The sequence below is a fragment of the Chitinasiproducens palmae genome, from assembly GCF_900095735.1.
Classification (GTDB): Bacteria; Pseudomonadota; Gammaproteobacteria; order Burkholderiales; family Burkholderiaceae; genus Chitinasiproducens; species Chitinasiproducens palmae.
In genome coordinates this window covers 356,634-373,605 of record NZ_FNLO01000001.1, presented here as the reverse complement: position 1 = coordinate 373,605, position 16,972 = coordinate 356,634, and the positions used below count along the sequence as shown (strand labels likewise).

The following is a 16,972-nucleotide window of genomic DNA, read 5'->3' as shown; positions in this document are numbered from 1 at the left end:
GTGATGGCGGTGATGGCGGTAATGGCGGTAATGGCGGTAATGGCGGTAATGGCGGTAATGGCGGCGCGTTACACCGGATACGCCAGATCGTTCGCGATCACGGCCGTGTCGTACACAGCCTGCCGCTCCTTCAGCAGCAAAACATTACCATTGCGCGCGAAGCGGTCAAAAAGACGACCAGCCTGATGCAGTGTGGTCGCACCTTCGACCAGCGTCTGCAGCAGCATGTAGTTGCTCTGCGCGACGATCTCCTCGTCGTTCGCATCGAGGATGCGTACGTTCGAGACGAAATGCAGCATCTGGCGGGGTGCGAACATCTGCGTGCGCGCGATCGCCACCGCGCGATCGCGCAACATGCCCCTGCCTTCCGCGTAGACGAGGCCTACCGGCAGACCGTTCACCGCGTTCTCGACTTCGGTCACGCGGTACAGGCACGTGTCGGTGAAGAACTCCGGCCACCGTTCGATGTCGCCGCTATCCAGCGCGGCGCAATATTCGGCGTGGAAGTCCTCGACAGCGGCGCGCGCGACCAGTGCCTGCGCGTGTTCGATCGGCTTCTTGTCAAATCCTGGCAACATCTAGAACCCCATCACTTCGCGGTAGTGTTTGTACATCGCTCGAATCGCGGCTTCCGAGATCAGGTTGTCCGCGGTGCCAATCTTGTCGCCGTCGAGGCGCACGATGCTTCGGTCGCTCACCGAGCGGCGCACGCCTTCCTGTACGAACTTCATCGCCTCGTTGTCCTCCAGGCCGAGGAAACCGGACGGTCCCATCAGATTGCCCTGACGCAACCGGTGCCGCACCATGTCTTCGGTATCGTCTTCGTAGCCGAACATGGTCCACAGCATGATCATGCTGTTCGGACCGTTCGGCACGATATGCCGGACACCGAGCGTGTTCATCTCGCGTTGCACGATCAGGTTCGGCCAGATCGTCTGCATCGTGACCGACCATTCAGAGTCGAATTCCTTCACGAACTCCAGGAAGCGCTCATCGCTCAGCGTCATGCCGTCGTGGAACGAGCGCATCTCCTTCTTCTTGTCCTCGTCGACCGTCGCGTACAGCGAATCGCTCTTGGCGGATGCCATCGTGCCGTGGATGCCGTACTTGCTGTCCGCCACCATTGCCGAGCGGTTGCCCGCCACCAGCAATCCGAACACCACCAGGAACGAGTGCAGCAACGTTGCGTGGTACGGGTCCTTCAGATTCTCGTGATACATCTTCCAGTTGCACGGCAGCTCGTTCTTGTAGAAGCCGAGGATGCGCAACTTCTTGCCCGGAAACACGACGTCGAAATCCTTCAGGATTTCGGGCGTCAGATATGACGCGAGCGACTCCATGTCCTGTGCGAACGACGCGAACACCACACCGTTGCGGCAGGCGACGGCCAGCTTGCGCAGGCCGTGGTTCTCGTTGCGGAAGTCCTTCGGCATGCCGCCGAGCTTGTTGACGCCGCGCTTGAATGGAATGCCCTGCAGATTCCCTTTCAGGTCGTACGACCACTGGTGGTAAGGGCACACGAATTCCTTGTTGTTGCCCCGACTGTTGCGGCAGAACTCCGCACCGCGATGCGCGCAGCGGTTCTCGAACACGTGAATCGTGCCGTCGTCGGCGCGCGCGACGACGACGGGCGTCGGCCCGACATACGAGCGCTTGTAATCGCCTGGATTCGGCACTTCGGCCTCGAGCGCGACGAAATTCCAGGTGCGGCCGTGGAAGATGCGCTCGACCTCGCGCGCATACACCGCGTCGCTTGTGTAGACCCAGTCCGGAATAGCTTGCAGTCCTTCGTCCGGCCAGACGAACGAATCGATCGGGCCGTTCTTCACGGGCGATGTCACGCCGCCGATGATGGTGTCACTTGAATACACGAAAGTCTCCGGGTTACTTATCGCGCCAGCTTGTCGAGCTGCCGCAGCTTGATCGCGGTGTCGGCCAGCGCATCGGCGTCGACCGGTATGGCTTGCTCGATCAATCGCCGCAGCGCGCGCAGTTCGCCGCCCTGGTTGATCGCCAGCGCGTACTTGATGACATTGCCGCGCAAACCGATGCGCATCGCCTTTCGATCGCTGCCGTCTCGCGCCACCCACCGGTCGATGTCGTCGGTGAGCATGCCGAGCATCTGCAGGTTCCAGTCGTACTGGTCGGTCCAGAACCAAGGCGTGAGCTGGTAGGCGCAGGGTGCGCCCAGCATGTTCCGGGCAGCCGTGATCGCTTGCTGCTGCGCGTTCTGCCACGATTCGAGACGCGTATGGATCGCGTCGTCGCCGAGTGGAAAGCGCGCGCAGTCGCCGGCCGCGTAGACTTCCAGTGCCGATGTCCGGCAGAAGCGATCGACGACGATGCCGTCGTCGACGTCGATCCCCGACACGCGAGCGATCTCGTCGTTGGGCACCTGGCCAACCGCAACGACGCAAAAGTCGAATGCCGTTGCGTCGCCCGCGCGTGTCAGCAACACGTCCGCGTCGCGTTCGTTCACCTCGACCACGCCGGCATCGAACACGATGCGAACGCCGTGTTGCTCGTGCTTGGCGCGCAACTGGTCGGCGATCGGCACGGGAAGCGCGCGCGCAAGCAGACGCGCGCCACGCTCGAACACCGTTACCGCCAGACCGCGGGCACGGGCGCTGGCCGCGAATTCAAGGCCCAGAAAACCCCCGCCGATCACCGCGACCGATCTCGCGCGAGCCATCAGGCCACGAATCCGCATCGCGTCGTCCAGCGTTCGCAACGACACGACCCGCGCGCCACAACGTGCGCCGTCCGCCGAACGCGCCCGTCCGCCGGTTGCAATCAGACACTTGTCGTAATGCAGCGTGGCGCCGCTGCCAAGTTGCGCGGTGCGCGTCTGTATATCCAGGCGTGTGACGCTGTCTTCCAGATGTTCGACGGCCGCGTCGTCGTAGAACTGTTCCGGGTGCAGCCATCCCTTGAAGCAGTCGCTGTCGTCGGCAGCGAGCAGCGCCTCCTTCGACAGCGGCGGGCGCTCGTAGGGGCGCCACGCTTCGTCGCCGACCATCACAATGCGTCCGTTGAAGCCGTTGTCACGCAGCGCGTGTGCGGCCTGACCACCCGCCTGCCCCGCGCCGACGATGAGAATGGTGTCTTCCATGCGCACCCCCTCGCTCACAGCTCGACCATGATGTCGTCACCCTCGACCTGCACGCGGTACACGAGCACCGGCTGGGTCGCTGGCGCACACAGCGCGGCCCCGGTCCTGATGTCGAACTTCGCCTGGTGAAGCGGACATTCGATGCAACCGTCTTCCATGTACCCGTCGCTCAACAGCGCGTACTGATGCGTGCAGACGTTATGCGTCGCATGGACCTCACCCTCGAGGAGATACAACGCAATTTGTTCGTCGCCCAGCGTGACGGCCAGCGGCTCGTCTTCGACAAGATCGGAGAGCTTTGCTGCGAACGTAAGGGACATTTCTTTTTGCCTTGAAAACTAATCAGTGTGCTGATGAGTTGATGCTATGCGTGTCTTTGATCTACGTCAACTTTTTCAAAATTCAGGTTTACCCGGCCGCGTCGGCCGCGCTCGCTTCATGCTCGGGCAGCCGCACGCTATGCGCGCGTGCGGTTCCTCTTAACCGGACTGGAATCTTTTTGGAACGACGTCGCGCGTCATTCGGCACAGAGCGAACGCGGCTTACATGCTGGCAGCGTGACGACGCCTTCGCCACCGTTGTCACGGGCTCGCGGATGATTCGGGCGCGGGCAGCACCGGCTGCACATGCGTACCCAGCGCAGCCTGTCGAGGCAGGCGTTCGCGGCAAGCAAGTGCAACGAGCAGAAACGGGAAGTCCCGAAAAACGCGTCGTCCGTAGCAAGCATGCCGACACTGTCGCGCGTGTTGCGGAAGGCTCTCGCCTTCGGCGGGCTTCTTTGGTCGCGGGGGTGTGCGCATTCGACCTCGAAGCACGCGAGGATCGTTTGACTCCGCAGGTGCGGTAAGCGATGTGACCACGCCGATGTGGCCACGTAGCCCGCGGCTCGACCTGCGCATGGCGCCGTCGCCGCTTCACGGTGCAATGCACCGTCGATCATTTGCCGAATGTTGGCTGGACGCCGTACGGTAGGGCGATGCGCGCTCGCATCTAATGGATTGCGAGGCGCTTGCGGTGGTCCGGTCGACAACACAGGCATGCGTGCGCTAGCCTTCTCCGCGCGCGTTCCGCAGCCGGATCGGTGAGCCTATACGCCGATGCGTTTTCGCGGAGCATGCACCTCCTATGACGCCCAGCTCGGTGCGGCGGAGCAAACTGCCCTGGCACGAGCGCGCCGTGCAGCGACAGCGATGCACCGATAGCCGTCGCTGCCATGGCCCCCTCGCGTTCCGCATCCGACCGGCAACTCCCGGCCGCTGTTCATCTCCGCCATCAATGTCGTCGATCAATGTCGGACATTCATGTCGGCCGCTTGTGTCGGCCGCTTGTGTCGGCCGCTTGTGTCGGCCATTTGTGTCGGCCATTTGTGTCGGCCGCTTGTGTCGGCCATTTGTGTCGGCCATTTGTGTCGGCCATTTGTGTCGGCCACTTGTGTTGGCCACTTGGGTCGCGCGTCTATGCCGGCCATCGGAGCAGGGCCTGCCAACGCACGCTGCGCGGGCGCGCCACTGCGCGAAGGTCGACACGCGAACCGCCGTTCCGTCGCGTCGTTGGATAGATACGTCGGCTGGTCGGGCGCGACGCGCGGGGCTGCGGGCCGCAACTTGCCAGCCGCGACGGCTTAGCGCATCCCGCCATGGATGTGCAGATTGCGTCCGGCCAGATTGCCGATCGACGCGGCCAGTACGGCCAAAACGATGCAGAGCAGCAGCGGAACCGTCCAACCGTGCAACGCGTCATGCAAGCCGCCCATCGCCATCGGCCCCACGGCCGCCAGCAGATAGCCGATGCACTGCGACATGCCGGACAGCGCGGCCGCTTGATGTGCGTTGCGAGTACGCAGACCGATGAACGACAGGCCCAGGATGATGCCCGCCCCGGTGCCGACGCCGAAGAGCACGCACCAGACGAACGCAACCTGCGGCGCGAGCCAGAGGCCGCACAACGCGGCCGCGGACAGCAGCGATACGCTGGTGGCCGCCATGCGTTGATCGCGCAGACGGCGCAGGATCGGTCCCAGCAACAAACCGGGCACCGCGGTCGCCAACTGCAGCACGCCGTGCAGCGAACCGGCCTCCGACGGCGACAGGCCGGCGTCGATCAGCATCGTCGGCAGCCAGCCGATCGCAACGTAGTAGATCGTCGAATTCAGGCCGAGGAATAGAGTCACCTGCCACGCCAGCGGCGAATGCCAGACCTTGCCGCCATGCGGCGGGGGCGCGGCGGTCGTTGCCGGCCGCGTGCGGACGCCGAGCTGCGTCGCCCACACCGCAAGCGCCACCACCGGTAGCAAAACGAACGCGCCGAGCGCCGGACGCCACCCCCAGGCGTGCGTGAGCGGGCTGACCAGCGTCGATCCAACCGCCGCCGCCACGCCCATCGCCAACGCGTAGGCGCCGGTCAGTGTCGCGACCTGGTGCGGGAAATCCCGCTTCACCAGGCTCGGCAGCAGGACATTGCCGACGGCGATACCGGTACCGATGATTGCCGTGCCGAGGTACAGGCTCCACGACGCGCCGAAGGAACGCAATACGATGCCGAGGGCTACCGCGCCCAGCGCGCCGAACAGCGCTCGCTCAAGCCCGTATTCCCGGGCGAACAGCGCACTGAACGGCGACACCAAAGCGAACGCAAGAAGCGGCAGGGTCGTCAGCGCGCCGGCCGCCACCGTGCCGAGCTCGAAATCGGCGCGAATCGGGCCGAGCACCGGCGGCAGTCCCGTGATGGGCGCGCGCAGATTGGCGGCGATCAGCAGGATGCCAGCGATCAGAACCGCTCGGCTGGCCGAGCGCCGGTATGTCAATGTTGTCACTTCAAGCTCCGTACTTGGTACATACCCGAACTGTACGCGGCACCCGGCTGGCTATAATAGAGCGGTAATGACATTTAATCGCTAAAATATGACAGGATCGTGCGTCGGTCAGCTCGCTCGCTTCGACCCGGACGTGGACCACCGCCCCGCGGTCGGTCTCCGAATCGAATTCGAACAGAACGATGCCGAGCAACCCGTCCACTGCCACCGGAAAGGCCAGCTTGTGCTGGCGCTACGAGGCGCGGTCACGTGTGAAGTGCCCAAGGCGATGTGGATGGTGCCGCCGCACCATGCGGTATGGATCCCAGGCGGAATGCCGCACAGCAACCATGCGACCGACAACGCGCGCGTCTGTTTCCTGTTCGTCGAGCCAGAGGCGGCGGAATTACCGACGCAATGCTGCACGCTTGCAATCAGCCCGCTGGTGCGGGAACTGATTCTCTATCTCGCGGACCAGGGGCCCTCTTATGCGCCTTCCGGGCCGATCTCGCGTCTCGTCACCGTGCTGCTGGAGCAACTGGTCACCGCACCGGTCGAACAGTTGCACCTGCCGACCTCCGGCCATCCGAACATCCGCCGCATCGCGGACGCGCTGGCCGCCGACCCGGCTGACCGGACGACTCTCGCGGAGTGGGCCGAGCGTTCGGCGATGAGCGGCCGATCCCTGGCACGTCTGGTGGAGCGCGAAACGGGGCTGACGTTCGGCCGCTGGCGTCAACAGTTGCACCTGATCGTCGCGCTTCGCCAGCTCGCCGCCGGTGCGACTGTCCAGCAGGTTGCCGGTCATCTCGGCTATGACTCTGTCACCGCATTCATCACGATGTTCAAAAAGGCGCTGGGCCAGCCACCCGCACAGTATTTCGCATCGCTGCGCTAGCCGCGTGCGGTGCGACGCCTGGCGCACGGGAGCGAATCGAGTGGCCAAGCGCGTTGCAGGTCAGCCGCCCGGACCCAGGCGCCTGCCGGCACAGGTGCCGTCCACCACACGTGCCGTCTGCCGCAGCGGCCGTCGATCACGGGTGCCGTTCGCCCCGGTTGCCGCCGAGCCCGGGCGCGCCGCGCGCCAGCAAGCCGCAGCCGCTGCCGCACGACGGACCGACGACGCGTGGCGTTCATGTTCGCAACGACTGTCCTTCGAAGCCGTCGCCCGGCCTCGGCGCCGGCGCTGCCATCGCCCTTCCACGGCCGTGGTCAAACCCGCTTGTGCAAGTCCGGCGGCGCTGGCGGTCAGACCGCGCGCACCAGTAGCTTGAAGAACAACGCGACTGCGGCCACCGCCAATACGCCGGCGCACCACAGTCCGACGAACCACAGCGCGCGACGCCCGAACGTCCTGCCCGCCGGTGGCGCATCGCCGCCGTCACGGTGCGCGCTTGCTGCGGGCAATGGCGCGTTCGTTACGTGTCCGGTGGCCCGCGCCCCACGCCTGCCCGCTTCATGTCGATCGATCTGCATGGTCATCGCGCTCGCTCCGACAATTGCGTTCAGTGATAGCCCGCGTCACCGGGACGGACCTTGCCGCGGAACACCCAGTACGCGTACGCCGTATAGGCCAGAATGACCGGCAGCACGATGGCCACCCCGACCAGCGCGAAGGCCTGGCTTTCACGCGGGGCGGCGGCCTGCCATATCGTCAGCGACGGCGGCACGAGGTTCGGCCAAAGACTGATCAACAAGCCCGAGTAGCCCAGAAAAACGAGCAGCAGCGACATCGCGAACGGCAACAGCGGATGCTCGCGTTTGACGCCGATGCGCGTGCCGAACCAGGCCAGCACGGCCACCACCGGCACCGGCAGAAACCAGAAGAGATTCGGCGTGCTGAACCAGCGTTGCGCGATTTGCGGCGAATGCAGCGGCGTCCACGCCGAGACGATTGCAACCGCACCCAGCAGGACCACGATCAGCGGCGACATCAGTTTGAACAGGCGCCGCTGCATGTCGCCCTCGGTCTTGTAGATCAGCCAACCGCAACCCAGCACCGTGTAAGTCAGCACCACGCCGAGTCCGACGAACAGATTGAAGGCGGTCAACCAATCGAAGGGACCACCGGCATACTCGCGGTTGACGATCGGAAAGCCCGAGATCCACGCGCCCAGCACGACGCCCTGGAAGAACGCCGCGCCCGCCGAACCGCCGCAGAACGCCAGGTCCCAGGCATGGCGAGAACGACGCGCGCGCCCGCGCAGTTCAAACGCTGCGCCTCGGAAGATCAGGCACGCCAGCATCAATACCAACGGCAGGTAGAGGGCCGACAGCGCCGCCGCGTACACGACGGGAAACGCCGCGAACAAGCCCGCCCCGCCGAGTACCAGCCAGGTCTCGTTGCCATCCCAGACCGGCGCGATCGTGTTGACCATCACGTTGCGTTCGTGGTCGTCGTCGAACAGGGTAAACAGGATGCCGATGCCCAGGTCGAAGCCGTCGAGCACGATGTAGAGCAGTACGCCGAGCGCGATCACGCCAGCCCAGATGAGACTCAAGTCGAGCATGATGTCAGCCTCGCGCGGCGCGGCGGTTGTCGAGAGAAGGGGTCCGCGTCTGGTCGCCGACGCCGCCGCCCTCGGGCGGATGCGTGCCCGGGCCGGCCAACAGCACCCGCACCAGGAAATAGACCCCGCTGCCAAACACGGCGAAATACACGGCGACGAACAGCGCAAGCGACACGCTGACCTGCTGCGCGCTCAGCGGCGAGACCGCGTCAGCGGTGCGCATGACGCCATACACGACCCACGGCTGGCGGCCGGCCTCGGTGGTCACCCAACCGGCAAGCAGCGAGACAAAGCCGGCCGGCCCCATGGCGACCATCAGGCGATGGAACCAGCGTGCGTCGAACAGCCGACCGCGCCGGCGCAGCACGAACCCTGCGATGCCTGCCGCGATCATCAGCAGGCCCAGGCCCACCATGATGCGGAAGCTCCAGAACACGATCGTCGAATTCGGACGGTCCTCGCGGGGAAAGCTTTTCAGGCCCTTGATCTCGCCGTCCCAGGTATGCGTCAGGATCAGGCTGCCGAGATGCGGCACCTTCAGCGCATAGTGCGTGGTCTCGGCTTCCATGTCGGGCCAACCGAACAAATTGAGCGATGTCCCGCCTCGCTCGGTCTCCCACAGCCCTTCGATGGCCGCGATCTTCGCCGGCTGATGCTCCCGGGTGTTGAGACCGTGCGCATCGCCGACCAAGGCCTGCACGGGCGCCAGCACCAGCAGCAGACCCAGACCCATCGTGAACATCTTGCGCACCGCAGGGTCGCGCCGCCCCTTGAGCAAATGCCACGCGCCCGTTGCGGCAACCACCAGCGAGCCGCAGATGAACGCCGCGATGGCCATGTGCGCCAGCCGGTACGGAAAGGACGGGTTGAAGATCACCTTGAACCAGTCCACCGGGACCACGCGATGGTCGACGATCTCATAGCCCTGCGGCGTCTGCATCCAGCTGTTCGACGCGAGGATCCAGAAGGTGGAAATCAATGTGCCAACGGCCACCATCAGTGTGGCGACGAAGTGCGCGCGCTCGCCCACTTTCTGCCGTCCGAACAGCATGATGCCGAGGAAGCCTGCTTCGAGAAAAAATGCGGTGAGCACTTCATAGGTCAGCAGCGGGCCGGTCACCGGCCCCGCGAAATTCGAGAAGCCCGACCAGTTCGTGCCGAACTGATAGCTCATCACGACCCCGGAGACCACGCCCATGCCGAACGCGATCGCGAATATCTTGACCCAGAAGTCGAACAGTTGCAGGTAGGTTGCATTGCGCGTTTTCAGCCACAAGCCTTCGAGCACCGCGAGAAAGCTGGCCAGCCCGATGGTCAACGCCGGAAATACGATATGAAAGGTGACGGAGAACGCAAACTGGACTCGTGCAAGGTCCAGGGCGCTCATCGAAGTTGACATGGCATCGACTCTCGAACGGCCGTCCGATTTCGGACCGCCGTCATTGGAACGTGGGAAGACGGCGCCATTCTATTGCCGAGGCCGCGATTCCCTCTGCGGCCCGGCGTCGCAAAGCGTTCGCCCGCGCGCGTCCGCGAGCTCGCCGAACGCCGCTGGCGTCTGCCGACACGTCATTGAAATATATATGAAAATTCACGATATGCAGCGGTTCCGGCAGACCTGTCTGAAGCACTGCGACAACTCCGCACACCCGGCCACCGATCGTACCGACGGCCGGCGACGGCCATTTCCGTCTCGTCGCAGCCCTGTCGTATCCCCCTGCAAAATGTACGACGCGACGCTGTCAGGATCAGCGAAGCCGGTTAACATTGGCGTTTGATTGACGCTTGATCGACGCTTGATTGACGTTTGCCCGGCTGCGGCCGGTCCGCTTCCCCGCCCTTCTGGACTCTGCGCATGAACATTCTCGTCACCGGCGCCACCGCCGGCTTCGGCGAAGCCATCGCCAAGTATCTTCTGCAGGCTGGTCACACGGTGATTGCCACCGGCCGTCGCGCCGATCGGCTCGACGCGCTCGCCACGCAGCACAAGGGCTTGCACACGCATGTTCTCGACGTCAGCGATCGCGCTTCGGTGGCTGCCACCTTCGACTGGGCCGAGCAGACCGTCGGGCCGATCGACGTGCTGGTCAACAATGCCGGCCTGGCGCTTGGCCTGGAACCGGGCGACCGCGCCGATCTCGACGATTGGGAAACGATGATCGATACGAACGTCAAGGGGCTGGTCTACTGCACGCGGCGCGCCCTGCCCGGCATGGTCGAGCGCAATCACGGCTGGGTCATCAACCTGGGCTCCACCGCGGGCACCTATCCCTATCCGGGCGGCAACGTGTACGGTGCCACCAAGGCCTTCGTACACCAGTTCAGCGTGGGACTGCGGTCCGACCTGGCCGGCAAGAACGTGCACGTCGCGTCGATCGAACCGGGACTGGGCGGCGGAACCGAGTTCTCCAACACGCGCTTCAAGGGCGACGACGCGAAGGCGGCCAAGGTATACGAGGGCACGCAGCCGCTGCAGGCGGAAGACATCGCCGCCACTGTCGGCTGGCTGCTCTCGCTGCCCGAGCACGTCAATGTCAACGCGATCGAACTGATGCCGACCTGCCAGGCGCCGGGACCGCTCGTCGTCGTGCGCAACGGCTGAATCGGCGCAACACCGGGACGCTGCTGGCCAGTCGGCCAGTGGCAGCGACAAAGGCCGGGCGAGGCTCTAGAATACGCGCTCGGATAATCAAGAGGACGGGGCAATGCGAACCCAAGGAGCAAGCGGAGGCATGGTGCTGCTGGTCGAGGTGAATGCCGATACGGCATCGGCCCACCGCACCCTGCGTCTCGAGGCGACGCCAGATGGCAAAAGCGTGCTGCTGATCGACCGCGACGAGCGCAAGCCCGGCATTCATCGCGAAGTGCGCTACGAGATCACGCCCGCGGAGCTGATCGCGACGATCCGCGCGCATGGCGCGGAACTTCCAGGCGAGGGACACCAGACGGCGGGCTGAGCGGTGCCCGATGGAGACATCGCTCGCCTGGCCGCGTGGGTCCGGCGAGCGGCGCACCGCCCGACGCTGACGCGCCTGATGCTCGGACGGCCCAGGCAGTCATCGCGGATAATGGCCTGATCCCCGGCCTGATCGCCGTCCTGATCCCGCCAGCGTGCGCGACCAATCGGCGCCGCGTTGGCTCCCGTCATCGTCCAGCCGCGCACCGCCACATGCTGACGCATACCGCCATGTCGAGCGAGCTCGTCGGCGTTGCTGAGTCGGTCCCGCTCGCACGCGCGGCTGACGGTACCTCCCGGGGACTGCACCACTTGCTGTCTGGCCGCGCTGCGCTGCCGCCTGGAGCGGTGAGCAGGACGAATCCCGGCGTGGCATCGGCGGCCTGGGCGGCAAGCCGCCGAGTCGGCGGGCCGCGATGTTGCAGCCAGCGCGAACGGCCGGTGCGCTTGCCGCTGACGAGCTGATTTCCCCGGCCGCACGTGCGTCGCCGCCAGTTGGGCAGGTCGGCGTCAGCGCGCTCCGGCAATAGGCACTGGATGCCGATCGCACCGATCGCTTGCCACGGCCAGAGCAGCGGTCCACGCGGCGCCAGCACCGCCGAACGCCCACCTTCAACCGCCTTGCGTGCCGTGCTTGATGCTTGTACCGTGCGTCACGGTCCGGCGTTGCCCTGCGCCATGGTTTGCTGCGACGGCGATTCCGTTGGCCCGCGAGAAACGCCCTAGCTGCCCCGGAATGAGCGGCCGCGCCGCGTTCGGTGGCCCAGACAGCCGCGCGGAGGCAAGCACCGTCGCGCATGTTCCATCGATGGGCCAGCGATGCCACGTCGCAGCAAGACCGCTTCTTCGCAGCCCTCGACGACACCTGCGACCGTGCACATGCCGTTCGCGCAGCGGCCGCACGGCGCGGCAGGGTAATGCGAAGCCCGCTCGACGGTCCGGTGGGGCACCGCGACGAGCGAAGTTTCGCGCCCTTGCCGCGCCACCAACGAAGCGACAACACTGCCGAAAGCCGCGCGGCGCGGCGCGGTAAGACCCTGCCGCCGACTCGTCCGTCACAAAACGTTTATCCTGCCCGCATTGCCCCCCACTTTGCGACGTCGCACGGCGCCGCCTTGCGCATGACCTCCTTTTCCGTTCTCGACCTATCGCCCGTCGCCGAAGGTGCAACACCGGCGGATGCGTTCCATAACTCGCTCGACCTGGCCCGTCACGCGGAAGCGTTGGGCTATCAGCGCTATTGGCTCGCCGAACATCACAATATGGTCGGCATTGCGAGCGCGGCCACTGCGGTGGTGATTGGCTACGTTGCCGGCGGCACTTCGACGATCCGGGTCGGCGCCGGCGGCGTGATGCTGCCGAATCATGCACCGCTACAGGTTGCCGAACAATTCGGCACGCTGGCCTCGCTGTATCCAGGCCGCATCGATCTGGGCCTGGGCCGCGCGCCCGGTACCGACCAGGCCACCGCGCATGCACTGCGGCGCTACTTCGACAGCGCCGACAGCTTCCCGCGCGACGTCGCCGAGCTGCTGTTCTATTTCGAGCCGGCTGAGCCCGGCCAACGGGTGCGTGCGGTGCCGGGTGCCGGTCTCGACGTGCCGGTGTGGCTGCTCGGATCCAGCTTGTTCAGCGCGCAGCTCGCCGCCGAAATGGGCCTGCCGTTCGCGTTCGCGTCACACTTCGCGCCAACCCAGATGAGCGACGCAATACACCTGTACCGCACGCGCTTCAAGCCGTCCGCGCGACTGGCCGCACCGTATGTCATGCTGGGTCTGAACATCATCGCGGCGGACGACGACCAGCAGGCCAGACGCCTGTTCACCACCTTGCAGCAGCATTTCGTCCGCCTGCGGCGCGGCACGCCGGGTCAGGTGCCGGCACCAATCGACGATATCGAAACCTTCTGGTCCGCTGCCGAAAAGGTGAATACGGAGCGCGCGCTATCGTGCTCGGTGGTCGGCGGTCCCGACACGATCGCGGCCGGGCTGCGCGACTTCATCGCGCGCCACCAGCCTGACGAGTTGATGATCGCCGGACAGATCTTCGACCACGACGCGCGTAAGCATTCGTTCACGCTCGCCGCCGAGGCACTGCGCAGCCTGAACGTCAGGGCGCAGGAGTAAGCAGGCTTGCGTAACGCAGCAAGTCGACGTTGCCGCCGCTGATGATGACGCCGATACGCTTGCGGGCAAGCGTGTCGGCGCGCGCGCGCACCGCCGCGAACGACAGCGCGCCAGTCGGTTCGACGACGATCTTCATCCGCTCCGCGTAGAAGCGCATCGTATCGACCAGCGCGTCGTCGCTGACGGTGAAGATGTCGTCGACATCGCGCTGGATGATCGGGAAGGTGATCTGGCCAAGGTGCTGGGTCTGCGCACCGTCGGCGATCGTCTTCGGGGTGTCGATATGGACGATGTGGCCGGCGCGCAGCGACTGCTGCGCATCGTTGCCGGCCTCCGGTTCGACGCCGTACACCTTGCAGCTCGGGGACATTGCACGCGCCGCGAGCGCCGAGCCGGACAGCAGACCGCCACCGCCGAGACATACGAACAGCGCGTCCAGTTCGCCGACCTCCTCGAAGAGTTCGTGAGCTGCGGTGCCTTGTCCTGCAATCACGTCAGGATGATCGTAGGGCGGTATCAAAGTCATGCCGTGGCGTTCGGCCAGATCTCGGCCGATCTGCTCGCGGTCCTCGGTGTAGCGGTCGTAGTGCACGACGTTGCCGCCGTAGCCGCGCGTGGCTGCCACCTTCGCGGCTGGCGCGTCGAGCGGCATGACGATGGTCGCCGGCATGCCGAGCAGTCGTGCGGCAAGCGACACTGCCTGGGCATGATTGCCGGACGAAAACGCCACGACCCCCGCCTTGCGCTGCGTGGCATCCAGCCGGGACAAGGCATTCATCGCGCCGCGAAACTTGAAGGCGCCCATGCGCTGCAGGTTCTCCGCCTTGAAGAATATCGATGCGCCCGTCTGTGCATCAGCCGTCGACGACGTCAGCACGGGTGTGCGATGCGCATGGCCGGCGATGCGCTGAGTGGCGGCGACGACGTCTTCGAATCGAGGCAAGGCTGGCATGAGCAGTTCGAGTGAGCGGAGAGCGGGGACGGGAGGCGGCGCGGACGTCGACCGGCGCCGCTGACATTCTGCGTCGATTCGGCCGAGTCGTCCATTGCTCGCTGAGCCGCCCGACAAAGCGCCGGTCAGCCATCGCAGCGAGGACTTCGGAAGCTGCGCTGGGATCTGCTGCCTATATCGCGAACGCGCACCCGGCCAGGCGCGCCGCAGCCGTGTCAGGACAGTATCGACACGCGGATACGAATCGAGACGCCTGCGACGACGCGGCCACCACTACGTGGCGGCCATCCGCCGACACCGACCCACGCCGGCCGGTGGCTGTCTATGCCGAGTTCGAGCGGAACGCTGAACGAGGGACGGCAATGGCGTGCAAAGGCGTGGTCGAGCAATCGCGCTCGTCACACATGGTCGGTCGAAGCGGGCAGAAGGCCCGGCTGCTTCACGCAGGCGTTGGGACGGCCAGCAGGGTCCGACCCTGCCCGACCTCGGCCGCGCCGGTGCGCCCGGACGGTGAACGGAAGACGGCACTGAGCCGATGCGTCGCACGCGGCTTTGGCAGAGTCAAGCAACGTGGCGCGACGCTCGTCGCCGCAACAATTCTGGAAAGCCGACTGCGGCCAGGACGGTCGGCGGCGCGTCGAGACGCCCGCGCACCTACGCGCACCTTCGCGCACCGTCCCGAGCCGTCCGGCACCGCCCGCATCGGCTGCGGGCGGCACACGCCGGCCGGGGACGAAACTCAGGCTTCGCTGCCGCCCTTGGCGTCCGCGTCGTTCTGCAGGGCCGGCAAGCCGGCGCCGGTGGACGCCGAGAGCAGACCGGTCTTCGAGTAGACAATCAGCTTCTCGCGCGTGTCGGCAATGTCTAGGTTGCGCATCGTCAACTGGCCGATCCGGTCCTGCGGCGAGAACACCGACTCGCCCTTCTCCATCGTCAGCCGCTCGGGCTTGTAGGTGAGGTTGGGCGAATCCGTGTTGAGCAGCGAATAGTCGTTGCCGCGCCGCAGTTCGATGGTCACTTCGCCGGTGACCGCACGCGCCACCCAGCGCTGCGCGGTCTCGCGCAGCATGATTGCCTGCGGATCGAACCAGCGGCCCTGATACAGCAGACGGCCCAGGCGACGGCCACTCTCGCGATACTGCTCGATCGTGTCCTCGTTGTGGATGCCGGTGACGAGGCGCTCGTAGGCGATGAACAGCAGCGCCAGCCCCGGCGCCTCGTAGATGCCGCGGCTCTTCGCCTCGATGATGCGGTTCTCGATCTGATCGCTCATGCCCAGACCATGCCTCCCGCCGATGCGGTTGGCCTCCATCAGCAACGCCACGCTGTCCGGGAACGTCTGGCCGTTCAGCGCGACCGGCCGGCCTTCCTCAAAGCGGACCGTGACTTCTTCCGCCTTGACCGCGACATCGTCCCGCCAGAACGCGACGCCCATGATCGGTTCGACGATCTTCATGCCGCTGCTCAGATGCTCGAGGTCCTTCGCCTCGTGCGTCGCGCCCAGCATGTTGGAATCGGTCGAATAGGCCTTCTCGGCCGACATCTTGTACTGGAAGCCCGACTGGCGCATGAACTCCGACATCTCGGCGCGGCCGCCGAGTTCGTCGATGAACGCCTGATCCAGCCACGGCTTGTAGATCTTCAGTTCCGGGTTGACCAGCAGGCCATAGCGGTAGAACCGCTCGATGTCGTTGCCCTTGAAGGTGCTGCCGTCGCCCCAGATGTTGACGTCGTCTTCCTTCATCGCGGCGACCAGCATCGTACCGGTCACGGCACGCCCCAGCGGCGTCGTGTTGAAGTACGTGATGCCCGCCGTCGAAATGTGGAACGCGCCGGCCTGGAGCGCGGCGATGCCTTCCTCGACCAATTGCGCACGGCAGTCGATCAGACGCGCGTTCTCGGCACCGTACTCCTTCGCGCGGCGCGGAATCGCGTCATAGTCCGGCTCGTCCGGCTGGCCGAGATTGGCGGTGTAGGCGAAAGGAATCGCGCCTTTCTTGCGCATCCAATGCAGCGCCGCGCTGGTGTCGAGGCCGCCGGAGAACGCGATGCCGACCTTTTGGCCGGTGGGGATCGCCTGGAGAATGTTTGCCATTGTCAGAAGGAAGAGTTGGGAACGTATGCCGACGCAGCGGCGCAGTCCCGGCCAGCGGCAGCGACGCCAGAAAGAATCTGCCGTGTCAAACCCTCAATTGTCGGTGGGCATCGGGCATTGGTCAAGTTGAGCATGCCGGATGGCATGCTCGCAACGGCGGCATCGCGAGCCGCCTGGCTCCGCCCCCGTCGGCCAGCCATCCCGATGTCGGCCCGGCGTGCCGAGTGTGTCGCAGCCACGCGGTGCCGGTTTGCGCAGTGGCACGCGGGACGGCACGCCTGCACCGCGTGCGCCGCTCTCCGCACTTCGGAAGACCGCTCTGACCGCTCCATCCACACGGCTCGCCTTTGCTGCCCGCCACCTTCCCGAACTACCGTCGACGCTGCCGCGACGGCCGTACTCTGCGGCTCTGTGCCATGCCTTTGCCTCG

14 protein-coding genes are annotated in these 16,972 nt (G+C 65.5%); 4 read left to right on the top strand and 10 right to left on the bottom strand.

What is annotated here, in order from left to right; genetic code table 11:
* Positions 1-68 precede the first annotated feature (68 nt).
* The 5 genes from BLU54_RS01285 to BLU54_RS01265 form a co-directional block, all read right to left on the bottom strand.
* A complete protein-coding gene (locus BLU54_RS01285) occupies positions 69-578 on the bottom strand; it encodes an aromatic-ring-hydroxylating dioxygenase subunit beta (RefSeq protein ID WP_091903774.1) in 510 nt (169 codons plus the stop codon).
* On the bottom strand, positions 579-1,871 hold the full coding sequence (locus tag BLU54_RS01280; RefSeq protein ID WP_091903772.1) for an aromatic ring-hydroxylating dioxygenase subunit alpha: 1,293 nt from the start codon (positions 1,869-1,871) through the stop codon (positions 579-581).
* Between the two features lie 17 nt (positions 1,872-1,888).
* Entirely contained in the window at positions 1,889-3,112 is a 1,224-nt protein-coding gene (locus BLU54_RS01275; RefSeq protein WP_091903770.1) for an NAD(P)/FAD-dependent oxidoreductase, read from the bottom strand.
* Positions 3,113-3,126: 14 nt separating this feature from the next.
* Positions 3,127-3,432 carry a non-heme iron oxygenase ferredoxin subunit gene (locus BLU54_RS01270; protein ID WP_091903768.1) on the bottom strand — a complete coding sequence of 102 codons (306 nt, stop codon included), beginning with the start codon at positions 3,430-3,432 and terminating at the stop codon, positions 3,127-3,129.
* 1,301 nt (positions 3,433-4,733) lie between these two features.
* Positions 4,734-5,924: a CynX/NimT family MFS transporter gene (locus BLU54_RS01265; RefSeq protein WP_091903766.1), complete on the bottom strand. Its 1,191-nt coding sequence runs from the start codon at positions 5,922-5,924 to the stop codon at positions 4,734-4,736.
* Positions 5,925-6,012: 88 nt separating this feature from the next.
* Here BLU54_RS01265 and BLU54_RS01260 point away from each other — a divergent pair, with 88 nt between their 5' ends.
* Positions 6,013-6,801 (top strand): AraC family transcriptional regulator, encoded by a 789-nt coding sequence (locus BLU54_RS01260; RefSeq protein ID WP_091903764.1) that lies wholly within the window; start codon positions 6,013-6,015, stop codon positions 6,799-6,801.
* Positions 6,802-7,151: 350 nt separating this feature from the next.
* On the opposite strand, the gene BLU54_RS01255 is transcribed toward BLU54_RS01260, so the two are convergent.
* The 3 genes from BLU54_RS01255 to BLU54_RS01245 are packed head-to-tail and all read right to left on the bottom strand — an operon-like array spanning position 7,152 to position 9,812.
* Positions 7,152-7,385 carry a DUF2474 family protein gene (locus BLU54_RS01255; RefSeq protein ID WP_091903762.1) on the bottom strand — a complete coding sequence of 78 codons (234 nt, stop codon included), beginning with the start codon at positions 7,383-7,385 and terminating at the stop codon, positions 7,152-7,154.
* 23 nt (positions 7,386-7,408) lie between these two features.
* Entirely contained in the window at positions 7,409-8,413 is a 1,005-nt protein-coding gene (gene cydB, locus BLU54_RS01250; protein ID WP_091903760.1) for a cytochrome d ubiquinol oxidase subunit II, read from the bottom strand.
* Positions 8,414-8,417: 4 nt separating this feature from the next.
* The gene (locus BLU54_RS01245; protein WP_091903758.1) at positions 8,418-9,812 is read right to left on the bottom strand and encodes a cytochrome ubiquinol oxidase subunit I; all 1,395 of its coding nucleotides are present in this window, start codon (positions 9,810-9,812) and stop codon (positions 8,418-8,420) included.
* Between the two features lie 456 nt (positions 9,813-10,268).
* On the opposite strand from BLU54_RS01245, the gene BLU54_RS01240 reads away from it, so the two are divergent.
* From BLU54_RS01240 to BLU54_RS01225, 3 genes are all read left to right on the top strand, one after another.
* The gene (locus tag BLU54_RS01240; protein WP_091903755.1) at positions 10,269-11,015 is read left to right on the top strand and encodes an SDR family NAD(P)-dependent oxidoreductase; all 747 of its coding nucleotides are present in this window, start codon (positions 10,269-10,271) and stop codon (positions 11,013-11,015) included.
* 103 nt (positions 11,016-11,118) lie between these two features.
* Positions 11,119-11,370, top strand: coding sequence for a hypothetical protein (locus BLU54_RS01235; RefSeq protein WP_091903753.1), 252 nt, complete (start codon positions 11,119-11,121; stop codon positions 11,368-11,370).
* 1,120 nt (positions 11,371-12,490) lie between these two features.
* Positions 12,491-13,495: an LLM class flavin-dependent oxidoreductase gene (locus tag BLU54_RS01225; protein WP_091904464.1), complete on the top strand. Its 1,005-nt coding sequence runs from the start codon at positions 12,491-12,493 to the stop codon at positions 13,493-13,495.
* Here the strand turns inward: BLU54_RS01225 and BLU54_RS01220 are convergent.
* The gene (locus tag BLU54_RS01220; protein WP_407919385.1) at positions 13,479-14,447 is read right to left on the bottom strand and encodes a threo-3-hydroxy-L-aspartate ammonia-lyase; all 969 of its coding nucleotides are present in this window, start codon (positions 14,445-14,447) and stop codon (positions 13,479-13,481) included. The genes BLU54_RS01225 and BLU54_RS01220 overlap by 17 nt on opposite strands.
* A gap of 739 nt (positions 14,448-15,186) precedes the next feature.
* On the bottom strand, positions 15,187-16,542 hold the full coding sequence (gene argG / locus BLU54_RS01215) for an argininosuccinate synthase (RefSeq protein WP_091903750.1): 1,356 nt from the start codon (positions 16,540-16,542) through the stop codon (positions 15,187-15,189).
* Positions 16,543-16,972 lie beyond the last annotated feature (430 nt).

Excerpts from the sequence above, each read along its gene's own strand:
- BLU54_RS01270 (WP_091903768.1), bottom strand. The coding sequence starts at position 3,432 with ATGTCCCTTACGTTCGCAGCAAAGCTCTCCGATCTTGTCGAAGACGAG.
- BLU54_RS01240 (WP_091903755.1), top strand. The coding sequence starts at position 10,269 with ATGAACATTCTCGTCACCGGCGCCACCGCCGGCTTCGGCGAAGCCATC.
- BLU54_RS01285 (WP_091903774.1), bottom strand. The coding sequence starts at position 578 with ATGTTGCCAGGATTTGACAAGAAGCCGATCGAACACGCGCAGGCACTG.
- BLU54_RS01260 (WP_091903764.1), top strand. The coding sequence starts at position 6,013 with ATGACAGGATCGTGCGTCGGTCAGCTCGCTCGCTTCGACCCGGACGTG.
- BLU54_RS01255 (WP_091903762.1), bottom strand. The coding sequence starts at position 7,385 with ATGACCATGCAGATCGATCGACATGAAGCGGGCAGGCGTGGGGCGCGG.
- cydB (WP_091903760.1), bottom strand. The coding sequence starts at position 8,413 with ATGCTCGACTTGAGTCTCATCTGGGCTGGCGTGATCGCGCTCGGCGTA.
- argG (WP_091903750.1), bottom strand. The coding sequence starts at position 16,542 with ATGGCAAACATTCTCCAGGCGATCCCCACCGGCCAAAAGGTCGGCATC.
- BLU54_RS01225 (WP_091904464.1), top strand. The coding sequence starts at position 12,491 with ATGACCTCCTTTTCCGTTCTCGACCTATCGCCCGTCGCCGAAGGTGCA.
- BLU54_RS01220 (WP_407919385.1), bottom strand. The coding sequence starts at position 14,447 with ATGCCAGCCTTGCCTCGATTCGAAGACGTCGTCGCCGCCACTCAGCGC.
- BLU54_RS01235 (WP_091903753.1), top strand. The coding sequence starts at position 11,119 with ATGCGAACCCAAGGAGCAAGCGGAGGCATGGTGCTGCTGGTCGAGGTG.
- BLU54_RS01245 (WP_091903758.1), bottom strand. The coding sequence starts at position 9,812 with ATGTCAACTTCGATGAGCGCCCTGGACCTTGCACGAGTCCAGTTTGCG.
- BLU54_RS01275 (WP_091903770.1), bottom strand. The coding sequence starts at position 3,112 with ATGGAAGACACCATTCTCATCGTCGGCGCGGGGCAGGCGGGTGGTCAG.